Origin of the sequence: Bacillus sp. FSL M7-1345, assembly GCF_038006985.1 — a bacterium.
Taxonomy (GTDB): domain Bacteria; phylum Bacillota; class Bacilli; order Bacillales; family Bacillaceae_G; genus Bacillus_A; species Bacillus_A cereus_U.
Map to the genome: position 1 here is coordinate 524033 of NZ_JBBOWG010000001.1, position 19799 is coordinate 543831.

Genomic DNA, 19799 nt, shown 5'->3' on the forward strand with positions numbered 1-19799 from the left:
CAAAAAAGCCAACACAATACAATATGTTGCAAAACGAAAATGTGTGCAACAATGCATTGTGTTTCTTTCTTATCAACGGCTGAATGTTTCTTTCTATTATGTGAGTGGCAAAATTTTGTTTAAGATGCTCGGAGTATTGTATGAAAAACGCTATATATGTTTATGGGATGATTTTCGATGAACAGTTATTTTTCAAATATTATAGTTACGCACACTAGAAAACAAAATTATAGATTGCTGTTCATAAGAGAAAACAAATACAGTAAGGGGGGAAAGGCATGGGCGAAGAAAATCAACCAAACTATACAATTTCACAGGAAAACTGGTCCCTCCATCGCAAAGGATATGACGACCAACAACGCCATCAAGAAAAAGTACAAGAGGCAATTAAAAATAATTTACCAGATCTTGTAACGGAAGAAAATATTGTTATGTCTAATGGTAGGGATGTTGTGAAAATACCGATTCGTTCTTTAGATGAATATAAGATTAGATACAATTATGATAAAAATAAACATGTTGGGCAAGGGAACGGTGACAGCAAAGTTGGCGATGTCGTTGCGAGAGATGGATCAGGTGGTCAAAAGCAGAAAGGACCAGGAAAAGGGCAAGGGGCAGGAGATGCAGCTGGAGAAGATTATTATGAAGCAGAAGTCTCAATTTTAGAATTGGAGCAAGCGTTTTTCAAAGAGTTAGAGTTGCCTAATTTAAAGAGAAAAGAACTGGATGAAAACCGGATTGAACACATTGAATTTAATGATATTAGAAAAACAGGATTATGGGGAAATATCGATAAGAAGCGAACGATGATATCTGCATATAAACGAAATGCAATGCGTGGTAAAGCATCTTTCCATCCAATTCACCAAGAAGATTTAAAGTTCCGTACTTGGAATGAAGTGTTAAAGCCAGATTCAAAAGCTGTTGTATTAGCGATGATGGATACGAGTGGATCGATGGGGATATGGGAGAAGTATATGGCACGTAGCTTCTTTTTCTGGATGACAAGATTTTTACGCACAAAGTATGAAACCGTAGACATTGAGTTTATTGCCCATCATACGGAAGCGAAGGTCGTTACAGAAGAAGAATTTTTCTCAAAAGGAGAAAGTGGTGGAACGATCTGTTCTTCCGTATACAAAAAAGCACTTGAGTTAATCGATAATAAATATTCACCAGACCGTTATAATATTTATCCATTCCATTTTTCAGACGGTGATAATTTAACTTCGGATAATGCTAGATGTGTAAAGCTTGTTGAAGAGTTGATGAAGAAGTGTAATATGTTTGGGTATGGGGAAGTGAATCAGTACAACCGCCATAGTACGCTCATGTCAGCCTATAAAAATATTAAAGATGAGAACTTCAGATATTATATTTTAAAACAAAAAGCAGATGTATTTCATGCGATGAAGAGCTTTTTTAAAGAAGAATCAGGAGAGAAAATGGCATAACCCCTTTTGAAGGGGTTTATTTTTTAGTTGACAATGATAATGAAAATCATTATCATTTATTCGAGAATGATTACATTTTGATTTATATATTTCGGAGGAGATGTAAAGTTGAAAAAAAATAAAAGAAAACATATAAATGCAATGTTAATAGCGGCGACGTTATCGTTACCGTTTGCTGTATATTCGACACCTGCTTTAGCGGCAGTAGCAATTGAGGCAAATAAAACTGGATATGCTTTAGAAAATGGTACATATGATGCTGTTATTAAAGCGTATAAAGATAAAACAAATGAAGAGTCCATGGCAGCTGTTTATATAAAGGATCCGAAATTAACAATCGAGAATGGAAAGAAAATCGTAACGGCAACGTTAAGTGATAGTGATTTTTTTCAATACTTGAAAACAGAGGATATTCATACTCCTGGTGTGTTTCATGATGTGAAAGTAATATCTGAGGATAAAAAGAAAAATGGGACGAAGGTTATTCAATTTGAAGTTGGAGAATTAGGAAAAAGGTATAATATGCAAATGCATATTTACATTCCAACAATGGGATATAACAATAAATATCAAGTACAGTTTGAAGTAAATACTTTAAATTTAGAAAATAATGTTCCAGAAAAGCAAAAGGAAAATAAAGAGGATAAAGTGGAACAACAAGAAAAAGTTGCGAATGTAATAGTTGATAAGAAATTACAACAGCATATTAATAAGTACAATTTAGATAGAAAAAATATAAATGAACCTATAACGAAGGAAGATTTATTAAAGATTAAAACATTAACCATATATTCAGGTGAAGGAATAAATGAAATAGCTGGTTTAGAATATATGACAAACTTAGAGAAGTTGACATTAAGAGAGTCTAACGTAACAGACATATCTGTTATCTCAGAATTGAGACATTTGAAATATTTAGATTTATCCTCTAATCCAATTGAAAGAATTCAACCCGTTTCTAAGCTAGAGAATCTTGACATGCTCTTTTTAAGAGATAATAAAATTGCAGATCTTACACCGTTAAGTCAAATGAAGAAGATTAAAATATTAGATTTAATCGGTAATAATATAAAGGATCTTACACCATTATTTACAGTGTTATCGTTAGAAGAAGTATACTTAGCAAATAATCAAATTAGTAATCTTTCGGGTATTGAGAAGTTAAAGAATGTGAAACTACTATGGATAGGAAATAATAAAATTAGTGATGTTGAGCCTATTAGTAAAATGAGTAATCTTATTGAACTAGAAATTGCTGATAGTGAACTAAAAGATATATCACCATTATCTAAATTAGGAAAATTACAAGTACTGAATTTAGAAGAGAATTATATTTCTGATATATCAGCACTTGGCGAGCTAACAAATTTACACGAAGTAAACCTTGCAGCGAATGAGATTTTTGATATAAGGCCTGTTCAAGAACTAGGTAAGCGAATTTGGATTGACATTCAGAGACAAAAAATCTTTTTAGATGAAGCAAGCGTAGATGAAGAAATAACAATTCCAATATATAATCTTAAAGGAGAACCACTTCAAAATATTAATTTGAAAAGTGAGGGTGCTACTCTGAATAACGGATTTATAAAATGGAATAGCCCTGGAGAAAAAATATATGAATTTAAACTAGATATGAATTCTGCTGAAAGTAAAATAAGATTTAATGGGATGGTTGTCCAGAAAATAGTTAAAAAACAAAAAGAAAGTCAAAATGTAATCCTGGATAAACATTTACAACAACATATTAATAAAGAGAATTTAGGTAGAGAGAATTTAAACGCTCCTATAACAAAAGAAGATTTATTACAGATTAAAACATTAGAGATACTTAAAGAAAAAGGAAAAGAGATAAAAGATGTAACAGGTTTAGAGTACATGACGAACTTAGAAAACCTCACTTTAGAAGGAGTAGGCTTGAAAAATATTGAGTTCATCTCGAACTTGAAACAATTGAATAATGTGAATGTATCTCATAATCAAATTGAAGATATAACACCGTTATCTTCATTAAAAAACTTACAGTGGTTAAATCTTGCAGACAATCATATTAAAGATGCGACGGTTATTGGTTCAATGCTAGACTTACTTAGCTTGAATTTAGCTGGGAATGAGATTCGTGATGTAAGACCGTTAATACAATTAGGGCAGTGGTTTTCAATTGATGTCGGGAGACAAAAAATCATTTTAGATGAAGCAAAAGTAAATGAAGAAATTCAAGTCCCTGTATATGACTTAGAAGGAGAAGCTATTGACAATATCAAAATGGCAGGTGAGGGCGGAACGCTTAATAACGGAGTAATAAAATGGAGTACCCCAGGTGAAAAGGTGTATAAATTTGATTTAGATTCTGATGAAATTAGTATAAGTTTTAACGGAACAGTCATCCAAAATATAGTTGAAAAAGAAGAAGTAAAAGAGCCGGTAAAAGAAGTTGAAGAAACAAAAGAAGAAGTAAAAGGGCCGGTAAAAGAAGTTGAGGAAACAAAAGAAGAAGTGAAAGAACCGACAAAAGAAGTTGAGGAAATAAAAGAAGAAGTGAAAGAACCGACAAAAGAAATTGAAGAAACAAAAGAGCCGATAAAAGAAGTTGAAGAAACAAAAGAAGAAGTAAAAGAGCCGGTAAAAGAAGTTGAAGAAACAAAAGGAGAAGTAAAAGAGCCGGTAAAAGAAGTTGAAGGTATAAAAGAAGAAGTGAAAGAATCAGCAAAAGAAGTTGAAGAAACAAAAGAAGAAGTAAAAGAGCCGGTAAAAAAAGTTGAAGGTACAAAAGAAGAAGTGAAAGAACCAGCAAAAGAAGTTGGAGAAACAAAAGAAGTTGAAGGTACAAAAGAAGAGGTAAAAGAAGCGACAACTAGATTGGATCAAGAGCCAAAAGGGGATAATCAAGTTGGGCCAATGAAAGTGGTAGGACAAGAGAGTACGAAAGAAAAAGATTCAAATAAACAACATGCTAAGAAGCAAGAGGAAAATCAGAAATCTTTAGCAGCAACTGGTGGTCAGGCTAACACATCGAGTTTACTTTCTGGATTAGCACTTGTTCTTTCAGCATTAAGTATGTTTGTATTTAGAAAGAGATTATTTAAGAAATAAATAACGTTTTATCTTATTATTACAAATAATATATAATTTTTTGAGAAGACCTTATCATAGCAATTTCATGTTGAAATATGCTTATGATAAGGTCTTTTTGAATAGGGGAAGGATATTAATACGAGGATGTTTTGATCACTTAAATAATGGAGAAACTGTAGCGGAAATTGTGAGTACTTTTCGTTCACGATACGTTCAAAATGTATGAAGAAATAATATGAAATATTGCATTTTATATCATTTTATCCAGATAATATGTTAATTTCGTGAATGGAATATATAAATAGGGGGCAATGATATGAACAAGAAATTAAAGATTAATAAAGTGATGCTTAGTATTAGTACAATGGCGCTATCGTTAGGAGCAATTCAAACGAATGTATTAGCAGAAGAAAAGGTCCCATATAATGTATTGCATTCGAAACCAGTTGGAATTGAAAAACCAGTAGATGAGATCGGACACGCTTCTAAAGCTGAGGAAACATTATCATTTCAAGAACGTTTAAAAGTAGGAGACTTTTCACAGCGACCAGCATCTATTATGAAGAGTTCAAAAGTAAAGCAGGTTAAAGAAAGTTATTCAATGGCGGATTTAAACAAAATGAGTCATCAAGAATTGATTGAAACGTTAGGAAGTATTAAGTGGAATCAAATTACAGACTTGTTCCAGTTTAATGAAGACGCGAAAACTTTTTATCAGGACAAAGGAAAAATGCAAGTAATTATAGACGAATTAGCTCATAGAGGTAGTACATTTACGAAAGATGATTCAAAAGGAATTCAAACGTTTACTGAAGTGTTACGTTCGGCTTTTTATCTTGCATTTTATAATAATGAATTAAGCGCCTTAAATGAAAGAAGCTTCCAGGATAAATGTTTACCTGCTTTAAAAGCAATCGCAAAAAATCCAAATTTTAAGCTTGGAACAAATGAGCAAGATACAGTAGTATCTGCATACGGTAAATTAATTAGTAATGCATCAAGTGATGTTGAAACGGTGCAATACGCATCGAATATTTTAAAACAATATAATGATAATTTTAATGCATATGTAGACGATCGTATGAAAGGACAAGCTGTGTACGATATGATGCAAGGCATTGACTATGATATACAGTCTTACTTAATTGAGGCTCGTAAAGAAGCGAATGAAACGATGTGGTATGGAAAAGTAGATGGGTTTATTAATGAAATAAATCGTATTGCTCTTCTAAATGAAGTAACGCCAGAAAATAAATGGCTCGTTAATAATGGAATTTATTTTGCTAGCCGTTTAGGGAAGTTTCATAGTAATCCAAATAAAGGATTAGAGGTTGCTACACAAGCGATGCATATGCATCCACGTTTAAGTGAACCGTATTTTGTTGCGGTAGAACAAATTACAACAAACTATAATGGGAAAGATTATAGCGGGAATACGGTAGATTTAGAGAAGATACGTAAAGAAGGAAAAGAGCAATACTTACCAAAAACGTATACATTTGATGATGGATCTATTGTATTCAAAACGGGAGATAAAGTATCCGAAGAGAAAATTAAGAGATTATATTGGGCAGCAAAGGAAGTAAAGGCTCAATATCATCGTGTAATTGGAAATGATAAAGCTTTAGAACAAGGCAATGCAGACGATGTATTAACGATAGTAATTTATAATACTCCGGATGAATATCAGTTAAATAGACAACTGTACGGATATGAGACGAATAACGGTGGAATTTATATTGAAGAGACAGGTACATTCTTTACATATGAGCGTACGCCAGAGCAAAGTATTTATAGTTTAGAAGAGTTATTCCGTCATGAGTTTACTCATTATCTTCAAGGAAGATATGAAGTACCAGGTTTATTTGGAAGAGGAGATATGTATCAAAATGAAAGATTAACTTGGTTCCAAGAAGGGAATGCAGAATTTTTCGCAGGATCTACTCGTACGAATAACGTTGTACCGAGAAAGAGCATAATTAGTGGGTTATCATCTGATCCTGCAAGCCGTTATACAGCAGAGCGTACACTATTTGCTAAATATGGTTCTTGGGATTTCTATAACTACTCGTTTGCATTGCAGTCGTACTTATATACTCATCAATTTGAAACGTTTGATAAAATTCAAGATTTAATTCGTGCGAATGACGTGAAAAATTATGATACATATCGTGAAACTTTAAGTAAAGATCCGAAGTTAAATAAAGAGTACCAAGCTTATATGCAGCAGTTAATTGATAATCAAGATAAGTATAATGTGCCGGAAGTAGCAGATGATTATTTAACTGAACATGCACCAAAATCGTTAACAGAAGTGAAGAAAGAAATTAGTGAGACGTTGTCTATGAAAGATACAAAAATGACAAAATATGAGTCTCAATTCTTTAATACATTTACATTAGAAGGTACGTTTACAGGTAGTGTAACAAAAGGTGAATCAGAAGACTGGAACGCAATGAGTAAAAGAGTAAATGAAGCTTTAGAACAATTGCCGCAAAAAGAATGGAGCGGCTACAAAACGGTTACAGCATATTTCGTCAATTATCGTGTGAATAGTTCCAATCAATTTGAATATGATGTAGTCTTTCATGGTATTGCAAAAGATGACGGAGAAAATAAAGCTCCGACAGTTAATATAAACGGTCCTTATAATGGGCTTGTAAAAGAAGGAATTCAATTCAAAAGTGATGGCTCAAACGATGAAGATGGAAAAATCGTTTCTTATTCATGGGAGTTTGGAGACGGAGGAACAAGTACAGCAGTTAATCCAGTACATGCATATGAAAGAGAAGGAGCTTATAAAGTAGCGTTAAGAGTAAAAGATGATAAAGGAAAAGAGAGTAAAAGCGAAACAACTGTTACGATTAAAGATGGACGTTTAACAGAATCTGAACCAAATAATCGTCCAGAGGAAGCAAATCGTATCGGGCTAAACACTACTATAAAAGGTAGCCTTATCGGCGGGGATCACACCGATGTTTATACATTTAATGTAGCATCAGCGAAAGATATCGATATTTCTGTTTTAAATGAGCATGGAATCGGGATGACATGGGTACTTCACCATGAATCAGATATGCAAAATTATGCAGCTTACGGTCAAGCTAATGGAAATTATATAGAAGCAAAATTTAATGCAAAACCAGGTAAGTACTACTTGTATGTATATAAATATGATAATGGCGATGGAACATACGCATTATCAGTAAAATAAATGCTTTTCCAATGTATGTTTAACTTTACTTTTTGTGGAAAATAATATATTATATAGATATATAATATATCGGTTATTTTCTAGGAGGAGCCTGTCACAATAGGTTTCTCCTGTTCTTTTTTAGAGACCTGTCTTACAGGTTTTTCTTTAAAGATTAAATAACTGAAAATTAGGATTAATAATCTTTGAAAGAGGTGAGGCATACACATAACAAAAAAGGGATTGTTTAAGAAAGGGGGATAAGAAATGGTCTTGTTTGGTTATCCACTTGAAACAATTTATTTATATGGATTTATTATTGCTACTATACTCACTGTTATTTATATTTTCTTTGGAGATATATTTGAATCAATATTTAGTTTTGGGGGCGGATCTGTATCCGTTGTTACTTTACTACTTAGTTTCTTCGCCATGTTATGTGGACTTAGTTATATAGGAGAATATTTATTTTCCTTTAATAGTACTATTATTTTTGCTGGTTCATTTGCTATATCTTTCATCGGTGTTTTCATAATGAAAATATTAATTTTAAAACCAATTGCAGAAGCAGAACAAAACACGGTGCAACGTATGGATGAATTCATTGGTTGCAAGGGAGAAGTCATTACGACAATTCCTACAGAAGGATTTGGTGAAGTATTAATCTCCTCTAAATTTGGAAGTAATGCAATACCAGCGAAAACAATTGGGAAAAAAGATATTTCACAAGGAACCGATGTCATTATTGAGGGAGTTCAAGATGGTGTTTTGCTTGTACAAAACATCGCTTATTCTTTAAAAAAACCAAAATTATAAGGGGGAATTTACATGACGATTCCATTAATTATCGGTGGAGTTTTACTCGCAATTTTACTTCTACTCATTTTAGTATTCATTACGAAGTATCGTACAGTTGGTCCAGATGAAGCATTAATTGTAACAGGGAACTGGCTTGGTAGTGGAAAGAATGTTGTTACCACTGATGATGGAAAGAAGATTAAGATTATCCGCGGTGGTGGTACTTTCGTTGTGCCAATTATGCAACGAGCAGAACTTCTTAGCTTATTAAACTACAAATTAGAAGTTGGAACACGTGATACGTATACGAAACAAGGTGTACCGATTACAGTAAACGGTGTTTCTATTATTAAAGTAGGATCGACAATTGAAGAAGTTTCTACAGCAGCTGAACAATATTTAGGAAAAGAAACGGAAGAGTTAAAAGTAGAAGCAAAAGAAGTTTTAGAAGGGCATCTACGTGCTATTTTATCTTCTATGACAGTAGAAGATGCTTATAGTAATAGAGAGCAATTCGCACAAAAGGTGCACGAAGTAGCTTCTACTGATTTGAAGAAGATGGGACTTCGCATCGTTTCCTTTACAATTAAAGAAATAATGGATAAAAACGGTTACTTAGATGCACTTGGTCAGCCGCAAATTGCAATGGTTAAGCGTGATGCAACAGTTGCAAATGCAGAGCGTGAAAAAGAGGCGAGAATTGAAAAAGCTCGTGCTGAGAAAGAAGCAAAAGAAGCAGAATATCAACGTGATGCACAAATCGCTGAAGCTGAAAAACATAAAGAATTAAAAGTACAATCTTATAAGAGAGATCAAGAACAAGCTCGCGCAGATGCAGATCTTTCTTATGAATTACAACAAGCGAAAGCACAACAAGGTGTTACAGAAGAGCAAATGCGAGTTAAAATCATTGAGCGTGAAAAGCAAATTGAGTTAGAAGAAAAAGAGATTGCGCGTCGTGAAAAGCAATACGATGCAGAAGTAAAGAAAAAGGCAGATGCAGATCGCTATGCTGTTGAACAATCAGCTGAAGCAGAAAAAGTAAAACAAATGAAAAAAGCAGATGCGGATCAATATAAAATTGAAGCAGAAGCAAGAGCACGTGCAGAAGAAGTTCGTGTAGAAGGTTTAGCAAAAGCAGAAATTGAAAAAGCACAAGGTCAGGCAAAGGCAGAAGTACAAAAGGCACAAGGTACAGCGGAAGCAGATGTTATTAGGTTAAAAGGTTTAGCAGAAGCAGAAGCGAAACAAAAAATTGCAGAAGCATTTGAATTATATGGGCAAGCCGCGATTATGGATATGGTTCTTAAAATGCTTCCAAGTTATGCGAAAGAAATTGCGAGTCCACTTAGCAATATTGATAAAATTACAGTTGTCGATACAGGCGGCGGTGGAAAGAATAGCGGCGCCGGAAAAGTTGCAGGTTATGCGACTGATTTAATGGCAACGATGCAAGAAACGCTAAAAGCTTCTTCTGGTATTGATTTAAAAGAATTACTAGAAGGATTTGCTGGAAAAGGTGCAGTACAGCAACTATCAAACGATAAACCTGTCGTATCTGTAGTAGAAGATGAGAAAAAAGAAGTAGAGAAAGATAAGGAATAGTAAGGTGAAAAGCCCCTCTAGTAAATAGATACTAGAGGGGCTTTTGTGTGTTTATAGGACTCTCTGCTAACACTAAGGCAGAGTAGTGAATAATGATATAAAAGTAAAGAAATAAATGTGGTATGATTAAGTCGAAAAGTCTGTATATTCTTTTAATTATATCTTCAGTAATGTTAGGGGAATGATTTTGAAATTGAAGAAATTGAAACTACAACCGAGAATTACATTAACTATTAGTACACTTATTCTTGTTGTACTGCTGTTAACGAGTTATTTATTTTACTATATATTATCTGAAACAGTAGAAGAGCAAATTGGAAAAAGGGCGTTGCATGTTGCGAAAACAGTTGCTGCTATACCGGAAATCGGGGAAGCTTTTCAAAAAGAAAATCCAGCTTCTATTATTCAGCCAATTGCAGAAAAAATTCGAATCGAAACAGATGCTGACTTTATTGTAGTTGGAAATAAAGATGGTATTCGTTATGCACATCCTAAGCGAGAGAAAATAGGAGAAGCTATGGTGGGCGGAGATAATAAAGGGGTCCTATTAGAAGGGAAAGCTTACGTTTCGGAAGCAACAGGATCATTAGGACCTTCATTACGCGGAAAAGTCCCAATTCGTAATCAGGATAATGAAATTATTGGTGTAGTATCTGTTGGTTTTTCAATGGATGATATTCATGGAGCGATAGACGTGTATGGAAAGCGTGTGTTTTGGATTACAATAACAGGTCTGTTAATTGGGATAATTGGCTCTGTATATTTAGCAAAAAGTATTAAGCGGATGATGTTTGGAATGGAGCCAGAAGAAATTTCATCTTTATACGAGGAGCATAGTACAGTTATTCAATCTGTACGTGAAGGGATTGTAGTAATCGATAAAAATGGAATGGTTAGTTTAGTAAATCAAGCGGCATACGATATCCTTTCTTTAGATAAACAACAAAATATAATGGGAGAATTTATTTTAGATGTTATTCCTAATTCATCGATACTGGATGTACTTCAAACCGGAGAAGAACAATTTGATCGCCAATTAAATATAAAGGGACAGGATGTTATTGCCAATCGTCTACCTATTAAAGTTAATCATAAAGTAACTGGTGTAGTATCCAGCTTACGCCTGAAATCTGAAATGGATCAATTAACAGCAGAATTGTCTCAAACGCGGCAATATACAGAGGCATTGCGGGCACAAACGCATGAATATAATAATTTATTATATACGCTTTCAGGTCTTATCCAATTAGAGTCATATGAAGATGCTTTAGAGCTTATTCATAAGGAAACAGCAGTATATCAAGAATTCGTTCAATTTATTATGAAACGAATTCAAAATCCGTGGTTAGGCGGGATTTTAATTGGATTTTATAATAGGGCGCGAGAGTTGAAGATTGATTTTATGTTAGATCGGGAAAGTAGTTTAGAAAAGTTAAGTCCGCATATTGAGAGTAATTACGTTGTTTCTATTTTAGGGAATTTGATCACGAATGCATTTGAAGCAATTGAAAGAAATCACGAGCATGATAAGAAAGTAAGAATGTTTGTAACAGACATTGGAGAAGAAATATTAATTGAAGTGGAAGATTCAGGACAAGGTGTTCATGATGAAATAATTACAAGCATATTCTATAAAGGTTTTTCGACGAAAGCGGGCGAAAAACGTGGATATGGGTTAGCAAAAGTGAAAGAGTTAGTGGAAGATTTAAATGGAAGTATTGCGATTGAAAAAGGGGATTTAGGTGGTGCTTTATTTATCATTGCATTACCGAAAGAGAGAGGCGAATTGTAATGAATGAGGGGATTGAAGTATTGATTGTAGAAGATGATATTCGGATTGCGGAAATTCATCGTCGTTTTACTGAAAAAATTGAGGGGTTTAAAGTAATTGGAACAGCAACGACTGGGGAACAGGCGAAGGAATGGTTAGAGTTTGTAAAGCCGCAACTCGTTTTATTAGATGTATATTTACCTGACATGCAAGGGACTGAACTCGTCACATATATTAGGCATAATTTGCATGATACAGATATTATTATGATTACAGCCGCATCAGAGACGGATGTAGTGCGGCATGCTTTACGAGGCGGAGTAACAGATTATATCGTAAAGCCACTTACATTTGATCGGTTTAAAACAAGTTTAGAAAGTTATCAAAAGAAGATTACGAAGTTAAAGAAAAATGCTCAATTATCTTCAGAACAGATTGAACATCTATGGTCCCAAAGAGGGGTGCAGGCAAATCAAATAGAATATGCACCAAAAGGAATCGATCCTTTAACGTTAGCAAAAATAAAAAAGCATATGTTAACTGTTAATGAGGAGGGAATTACTGCAGAGATGCTAAGTTCAATGGTAGGTGTAAGCCGATCAACTTCGAGGCGCTATTTAGAGTATTTGATCTCTGGAAAGAAAGTGCATGCGGAGCTTATATATGGAAGTGTGGGGAGGCCAGAAAGAAGGTATTTCCGCGTTTCTTCATAGGGGACTTTCACAACAATAAAAACAGTAGAGGATTACATTTCCTCTACTGTTTTTTCTAGTTTCATCTTATATTGGAATAATTCCAATTGCAATTCCAGTAATCAACATAACCATTGTCGTTCCAACAGCCCAAAGTAAAGTAAATCGTTGGTGTTCACCAAAATCAACCTTTGCCATACCGACTAATAAATAAGTGGAAGCAACGAGGGGACTCAGTAAGTGAACAGGTTGACCGAGTAACGAAGCACGTCCCATTTCTGCTGCACTAATTCCGTAAGCTGCAGCAGCTTTCGTTAAAATAGGTAATACACCGAAGTAAAAGGCATCATTAGACATGAAAAATGTGAACGGCATACTTAGTAAAGCTGTAATAATTGGAAGCTGGGGGCCAAGTGCATCTGGTATAAGAGTAACAACACTTTGAGCCATCGCATCTACCATTTTTGTTCCAGATAGAATACCTGTGAAAATTCCAGCAGCAAAGACGAGAGAAACAACCGCTAATACGTTTCCAGCGTGAGACGCAATACGCTCTTTTTGTTGTTCTAAGTTAGGGTAGTTAATCATAACAGCAATAGCAAAAGCGACTGTAAATAAAACAGGTAACGGCATAACTTCTAGTATGAGACAAACGAGGAGGGAAGCAGTTAATAAAAAGTTAATCCATAGCAGTTTCGGGCGTTTATGTATTTCAGCTTCAACTGTCGCAGCTTGCTCATCCATTGTTTGCATGTGTTTTAAGTATTGCACATCCATAATTCCTAAACGTTTTCTTTCTTTTTTTCCAAGATAGTAGGCAACGAAAACTACCCAAATTGCACCAGCAATCATTCCTGGTATAAGTGGTGTGAAGAGTTCTGATGCATCAAGTCCAAGAGCACTCATAACCCGAGCTGTTGGTCCACCCCAAGGTGTAAGATTTGTCACACCTGCTCCTAACATAACAACCCCAGCTAATATAAGTGGATTCATCCCAAGACGTTTATATAGTGGATACATTGCGGAAACTGTAATCATATATGTTGTTGTTCCGTCCCCATCTAATGAAACGATAATAGTAAGGATAGCCGTACCAACAACAATTTTTAAAGGATCACCTTTTACAAATTTCAAAATTTTACTAATGACAGGATCAAATAAACCGCTATCAATCATAATCCCAAAATATAAAATGGCGAACATAAGCATAATACCAGTAGGTGCTAACTTTTTAATACCGTCTAACATCATAGGACCCATATTTGCATAAAATCCACCAATTAATGCGAAAATAATTGGAATTAATATTAATGCTACTAATGCTGACATACGTTTAGTCATAATCAAAAACATAAAGACAAATACCATTGCAAATCCAAGTAATGCTACCATGTAATCTCCCCCTCAAAAAAATGATTGCGCTTTCAATATAAAACGAAAATTCAGATAAAAGGTTTTTTATTTATAATAAAAGGTTCAAGTCGAATGGTAAATAATTAAAGAAATAACATCATTAGAAACATAATCTTTATTTTGATCATTTTGTTCACGAGGTAATTTTGAATTTTTAAAAAGATAAATGCTTTCGTACAAGAATGGTAGAATAAGGTGAAAAAGAGAAGCGCGTGAAGTAGGGAGTAGATTTTGAATGGAAACAAGAATAGAAGAAATTTATAGTTCATGTACAGGAATAGTAGAAGAGATTTTTATTAATGAATCCTCTTACGTATATGAATGGGAAAAATTAATGATGATCCGAAAGCATGATGGTGAGCTTGAAAAAATTGGGGTTGGGATCAGTGGAAATATAAGATTAGTAAATGTAGAAGTTGGACAGGAAATTAGTGCGGATACATTATTAGTTAAGATAGAAGATGATTTGTTAATTACTGGTTGTGAATGATGAGAGATGTGTAGAAATAACTGCACATCTCTTTTTTGTTCCATATATTACAAAAAGAACAATGTTTTTTCACAAATCTCACACAACTTTTTGATATTCTCCTAGTTGAGTACAATGAATAAATTTTTAGGAGTAATGTATTGTCATTAATGGGGAGGAAATAGGGATGAGAGTAAAGTATGCTGTGCTTGTTATATGTTTATGCTTCGTATTTACAATAGTAGGATGTGGGAAAAAGGACATAGAAGCTATTGCGGTTGATGAAAAAAATGATAAGTGTGATATTTGTCAAATAGGGGTAATGGATAATCAATTCGCAACAGAAATTATTTTAGATAATGGAAAAGCCTTAAAGTTTGATGATATTGGCTGTATGTATAAATGGATGGATAACAATAAAAATGAGAAGACGAAAGAAAAGTTTGTACGAGACTATAATACGAAAGATTGGGTTCCATTACAGGACGCAACTTACGTATATGATAAAACAATAACAACACCTATGGCTTATAACGTGATCTCGTTTAAAGATAAAAAAGATGCGGAAAGTTTTGTATCTAAATATAAGGGGAAGGTCCTTTCCGACAAAGAATTATCAGAGCATAAGTGGGAAATGAATAAAGAGATGATGGGGAAACCGAAAAATGGGAATAGCGGAGGACATTCTCATTAATACGAAAAAGTAGCTAGAGTAAGGACAACCAGCCCAAGGTTGTCTTTTTCTATTGTTAGTGAGATGCAAATAGAAAGATAAAAGGTGTAAAATGGTTAGAAGAACAGTTACAATATAAAATAGTGACATCTTTAGGGGAATTAAGGATAACAAAGATGTACAAGTATCGCTGAAACATGCTAAACTAATTGCTCCATAATATTAATGATGGAGCTGGGTGGCATATCATTCCAAACATGAATTATATGTTGAGAAAACATGAGCATAAGTATACTATGACAATTGAAGAAGGAATATAAGGTACTTATGGATAAATCTATTGAAGAAGAGTTATTGCATGTGATGGAGGAATGGTTAAGAAAACATTATCTTTCATAGGAGCTGTAGTTGTGAGAAAACAAAAAATTTTATTATGTACATTATTAGGACTTTTAATGATGGTAGTGGCTTGTGATAAGCAAGAAGAACCTGAATCGAAACCGGTTCACGTGAAAAACGAAAAAAAGCAAGAAAAGCATAAAGAAAAGGAAAAAGATAAAGAAGAGACTGGTATAAATTTAATGGATAAGCAATTATTGCTTTCTGCGACCCTAGGTGATACAGAAACGACTATGAAATTAATAAAGGACGGGGCAAATATAAACGTAGAGGGCGATAATGGAGAAACACCTATCTTGGCAGCGGTGTATCAAAATCATATAGAGACAGTTAAAGCGTTAATTGATGCAGGAGCCGATATTGAAATCCAAGATGAAAAACAAAGCAATCCATTTCTTTATGCTAGCAGAGAGGGCTATACAGACATCGTAAAACTACTAATTAATGCAGGTGCTAATACGAAAGAAACTACTAGGTCGGGTGGAACAGCATTAATTTCTGCATCAGAGCGTGGTCATGTAGAGGTCGTAAAAGAATTATTAGAACACACGGATATTGATGTGAATTATAAAAATAATCGTGGTGGGACAGCATTATTAGAAACGATTGTGTTAGGAAATGGTAGTGACAGCCATAAAAGGATAATTCAAATGCTTATTGAGCATGGAGCGGATGTAAATATGGCTAACAATGAAGGGACTACGCCATTGCAACATGCTGAAAAAAGAGGTTTTAAAGATATTGCGAATATGTTGAGGGTAGCTGGAGCGAATGAAGTTATGCAACAGCAACCTATAGGGTAACTGTAAGTAAATGAGTATTAGATAAAGCAACAAATAGAGCGATTAGTATTTCAGCTCGTACGAGTCAAAAATAAAAGAAAGCCGTATCCATAAGAGGGATGCGGCTTTCTTTTATTAAGGCAAAGTTAAGAAATGGACTTTATAATAAATCTTCAAAAGTATATCCAATCCAAACTATTAGATGTAAATAATTAAAAAAGAAATTGTATAATGTGACTGCTTTCTGACGCTATTATGAGAAGTAATGTAATAATAAGAGAAAAAGAGAATTGAAATATATTGTGGAAGGTGTGAACGGCTAATGCGCCTATTAGTAGTAGAAGACAATGCTTCTTTATTAGAGTCTATTGTCCAAATTTTACGTGATGAATTTGAAGTGGACACGGCAATGAATGGGGAAGACGGTTTATTTTTAGCATTACAAAATATATATGATGCAATATTACTTGATGTCATGATGCCAGAAATGGATGGATTTGAAGTTATCCAAAAAATACGAGATGAAAAGATTGAAACGCCAGTTTTATTTTTAACAGCGAAAGATTCTTTGGAGGATCGAGTTAAAGGCTTAGATTTTGGCGGGGATGATTATCTCGTTAAGCCGTTTCAAGCACCGGAACTAAAAGCGAGAATTCGTGCTTTATTAAGACGAAGTGGTAGTTTAACAACAAAGCAGACAATTCGTTATAAAGGAATCGAATTGTTTGGAAAAGACAAAGGCGCACAAGTCGATGGGCAAGCAATTAAGTTGACCTTAAAACAGTATGAACTTCTAGAGTACCTCATTCAAAATAGCGGTAAAATTTTAATGCGTGAACAAATTTTTGATCGTGTTTGGGGATTTGATTCAGATACAACAGTAGCTATCGTAGAAGTGTATGTTCATCACTTACGTAAAAAATTAGAGCCATTCGGTTATCAGAAAGATATTCAAACTGTTCGTGGTATTGGATATATATTAAAAGGACAATGAAAAAGGGAAGTATGTTTCAAAAAACACGTATTCGTCTGACTATAGTAAACTCATTAGTATTTATCCTATTAATAGGAGTATTAGGGAGTATTATTTATTCATACACATATAAGCGCATTTATAATGAAGTAGATACATCCATAGAAAAAATGGTTCAGCATAGAGAGATTTCAGATGATAAAAAACTACCTAAAAAAATCAGGGGATATCTTCCAATTGGGGATCCAAGGATAATAGAGTTAACTTGGAGTGGAAACAGAGTGGAGATAGGTGGCGAAAACGGCAAACGTCGTTTTATCTTCGAAGACAATTTGGAAAATTTTTCTCCAAAAAAATTAGGATCTTTGCAAGATATTGAAGTGCAAGGGCTATATTTTAGAACGTTCGCGTTTCAAAAAGATGGAAAAATAGTTCAAATCGTACGCGATATAACAGCTGAAGAAGAAATGCTAAATACTTTATTTTTAATTCTTGTTATAGGTTGTAGTGTAGGGAGTGTATGTGCAATAGGAATCGGCTTTTTCTTAGCTGGTAGGGCACTCGTACCCATTCAAAATTCATGGGAGAAACAGCAGCAGTTCGTTTCTGATGCATCACATGAATTAAGGACACCACTTGCGGTTATTCAATCAAAAACAGATATATTATTCCAGTCACCATCTGCGACGATAGAAGAAAAAGCGATGGATATTTCTACGATTTCAAAGGAGTGTAGACGGTTATCGAAGCTCGTAGCTAATTTATTATTGTTAGCACGTTCGGATTCTAATCAAATCGAGATGGATAAGAAAACATTTGAAATGGGTAAATTGTTAGAAGAAATAGTAGATCCATATAAAGAAATTGCTTCTTATCAAGAAAAAGCGATGATATTAAAAGTAGAACGTGACATATCGTTTATTGGCGATAGAGAGAGAATCCATCAATTGATGGTTATATTGCTAGATAATGCGATGAAGTATACAAATGAAGGTGGACATATTCAAATTAATTGTATGCAAACGAGTAGTTCAATTCGCATACAAGTGAAAGATAATGGGATAGGAGTTAAAGAAGGGGATATTCCAAAGTTATTTGATCGTTTTTATCAAGGAGATAAAGCGAGAAGTCCATCAGAAGGAGCGGGGTTAGGTCTTTCAATCGCTAATTGGATTGTAGAAAAGCATTATGGGAAAATATCGGTAGAGAGCAAATGGGGAGAAGGAACTTGTTTTGAAGTGATTTTCCCAAAAAATCAAAGATTATAAGTGAGAAGACGACCTTGTTTTTACAAGGTCGTCTTTTTTAAGGGAAAGTTAAGAAAACATTTATATCATGTATTGCATAGAAAAAATTCGTCATATGAAGAAGCGGTTATTAAGGTGTATTTGAGCAAATTATATCGATCATAATGTTATCTCAAGCAGCAATGAGGTTTATGTATAGTATTAAAAAAATTATCCCGCTATTTTCCGGGCAGTAAAACTCTCACCTTAAAAATCGGCTGGAGTAAAGAAGTTAGGTGGGAGATCAACTGCCCGTAAACGCCCGATTGGTGAAGGCTAATACTCAGTGGAGGATGAACCTCCCCACTGAGTATAGTTTCACTTTATGGGAATGATGGAAAAGAAAATGTAAGAGGGAGGAATTAATTTTGCAAAAGAAACTGATGACGGTATTCACTATTGGAGTAATGAGTTTAAGTATATTAGGAGGTGCCTCTCCTTCTGGAATGACAAAAGGAAAGACAGATTACACGCAGCGTAGTAAAGAACAATTAAATGATGGAAAAATACATGCAATGCATACGGAAGAAAAAGCGGAAAAGTTAGGCATTGAAACGGATGGGAAAGAACAAATTACGTTAGAAAAAGAAATTCATGAGACGGAAGTAGGAAGAGAAGCTGATCAATTAGGTATCTCGGCAGAAGGAAAAGATGTCGGAACTCTTTCAGAAGAAATCTATGAAACAAAAGTGAAGCAAGAAGCGTCAAAACTAGGCATATCTATAGATAATACATCGATTGTGAATTTGATTACTCAAATTAATACGATTAAAATTAATGATGAAGCGGATAAATTAGGTATTTCGACAAATGGAAAAGAAATAGAAGACATTGCGGAAGAAATCTATGGAACGAAAGTAAGAGAAGAAGCAGGAAAGTTAGGTATTTCTCAAAAAGGAAAAGAGATGGAAGATTTAGCACAAGAAGTGTACGAACAAAAAGTGCAGGGAGAAGCAAAAAAATATCATATTGATTTATACGGCAAAGATATATATCAAGTATTAAGAGAAATTAATGAACAAAAAGTAGTAGAAATGGCAGATGAGCTTAATATGGATAGAACGAATATAGGCATTCAAGAGCTAGCGGAAAAAATAAAACGAGAACAACCTGAAAAAGGAAACGAACTAAAATTTGTACCGATGATTCAAACAGATGCGGATGCGTTTTATTCGTATTTAACGAATTAAAAAGGGCGTGAGAGTGATACGAAAATGGA

The 19799-nt window shown here is 34.2% G+C and carries 14 protein-coding genes; 13 read left to right on the forward strand and 1 reads right to left on the reverse strand.

Annotated features, from left to right (window positions below; genetic code table 11):
• Positions 1-278 precede the first annotated feature (278 nt).
• From yhbH to MHB76_RS02770, 7 genes are all read left to right on the forward strand, one after another.
• Positions 279-1454, forward strand: coding sequence for a sporulation protein YhbH (yhbH, locus tag MHB76_RS02740; RefSeq protein ID WP_002113900.1), 1176 nt, complete (start codon positions 279-281; stop codon positions 1452-1454).
• 108 nt (positions 1455-1562) lie between these two features.
• On the forward strand, positions 1563-4544 hold the full coding sequence (locus tag MHB76_RS02745) for a leucine-rich repeat domain-containing protein (RefSeq protein WP_340985615.1): 2982 nt from the start codon (positions 1563-1565) through the stop codon (positions 4542-4544).
• Between the two features lie 298 nt (positions 4545-4842).
• A complete protein-coding gene (colA, locus tag MHB76_RS02750; RefSeq protein WP_340985617.1) occupies positions 4843-7740 on the forward strand; it encodes a collagenase ColA in 2898 nt (965 codons plus the stop codon).
• Between the two features lie 246 nt (positions 7741-7986).
• Positions 7987-8535, forward strand: coding sequence for an NfeD family protein (locus tag MHB76_RS02755; RefSeq protein ID WP_078173873.1), 549 nt, complete (start codon positions 7987-7989; stop codon positions 8533-8535).
• Between the two features lie 12 nt (positions 8536-8547).
• Positions 8548-10122, forward strand: a complete 1575-nt coding sequence (locus MHB76_RS02760; RefSeq protein ID WP_016103481.1) for a flotillin family protein — start codon at positions 8548-8550, stop codon at positions 10120-10122.
• Positions 10123-10303: 181 nt separating this feature from the next.
• Positions 10304-11914: an ATP-binding protein gene (locus MHB76_RS02765; protein ID WP_033714565.1), complete on the forward strand. Its 1611-nt coding sequence runs from the start codon at positions 10304-10306 to the stop codon at positions 11912-11914.
• Complete coding sequence (locus tag MHB76_RS02770; RefSeq protein ID WP_002113922.1) at positions 11914-12606, forward strand: response regulator; 693 nt, start codon at positions 11914-11916, stop codon at positions 12604-12606. The genes MHB76_RS02765 and MHB76_RS02770 overlap by 1 nt, the downstream gene beginning before the upstream one ends.
• 66 nt (positions 12607-12672) lie before the next feature.
• Here the strand turns inward: MHB76_RS02770 and MHB76_RS02775 are convergent, their stop codons facing one another.
• Positions 12673-13977, reverse strand: a complete 1305-nt coding sequence (locus MHB76_RS02775; protein WP_002113923.1) for a CitMHS family transporter — start codon at positions 13975-13977, stop codon at positions 12673-12675.
• A 256-nt stretch (positions 13978-14233) separates the two neighbouring features.
• Between MHB76_RS02775 and MHB76_RS02780 the strand changes: the two genes are divergently transcribed.
• The 6 genes from MHB76_RS02780 to MHB76_RS02805 all read left to right on the forward strand — a co-directional run bounded on the left by MHB76_RS02780 (position 14234) and on the right by MHB76_RS02805 (position 19770).
• Positions 14234-14488 (forward strand): hypothetical protein, encoded by a 255-nt coding sequence (locus MHB76_RS02780; RefSeq protein ID WP_002159358.1) that lies wholly within the window; start codon positions 14234-14236, stop codon positions 14486-14488.
• Positions 14489-14654: 166 nt separating this feature from the next.
• The gene (locus MHB76_RS02785; RefSeq protein WP_002159357.1) at positions 14655-15161 is read left to right on the forward strand and encodes a nitrous oxide reductase accessory protein NosL; all 507 of its coding nucleotides are present in this window, start codon (positions 14655-14657) and stop codon (positions 15159-15161) included.
• Positions 15162-15511: 350 nt separating this feature from the next.
• Positions 15512-16342 (forward strand): ankyrin repeat domain-containing protein, encoded by an 831-nt coding sequence (locus MHB76_RS02790; protein WP_206775122.1) that lies wholly within the window; start codon positions 15512-15514, stop codon positions 16340-16342.
• Between the two features lie 301 nt (positions 16343-16643).
• Positions 16644-17315, forward strand: a complete 672-nt coding sequence (locus MHB76_RS02795) for a response regulator transcription factor (protein WP_002159355.1) — start codon at positions 16644-16646, stop codon at positions 17313-17315.
• Positions 17316-17326: 11 nt separating this feature from the next.
• Positions 17327-18562: a sensor histidine kinase gene (locus MHB76_RS02800; protein WP_078173882.1), complete on the forward strand. Its 1236-nt coding sequence runs from the start codon at positions 17327-17329 to the stop codon at positions 18560-18562.
• Positions 18563-18948: 386 nt separating this feature from the next.
• Entirely contained in the window at positions 18949-19770 is an 822-nt protein-coding gene (locus MHB76_RS02805) for a transporter (protein ID WP_078173872.1), read from the forward strand.
• Positions 19771-19799: the final 29 nt, after the last annotated feature.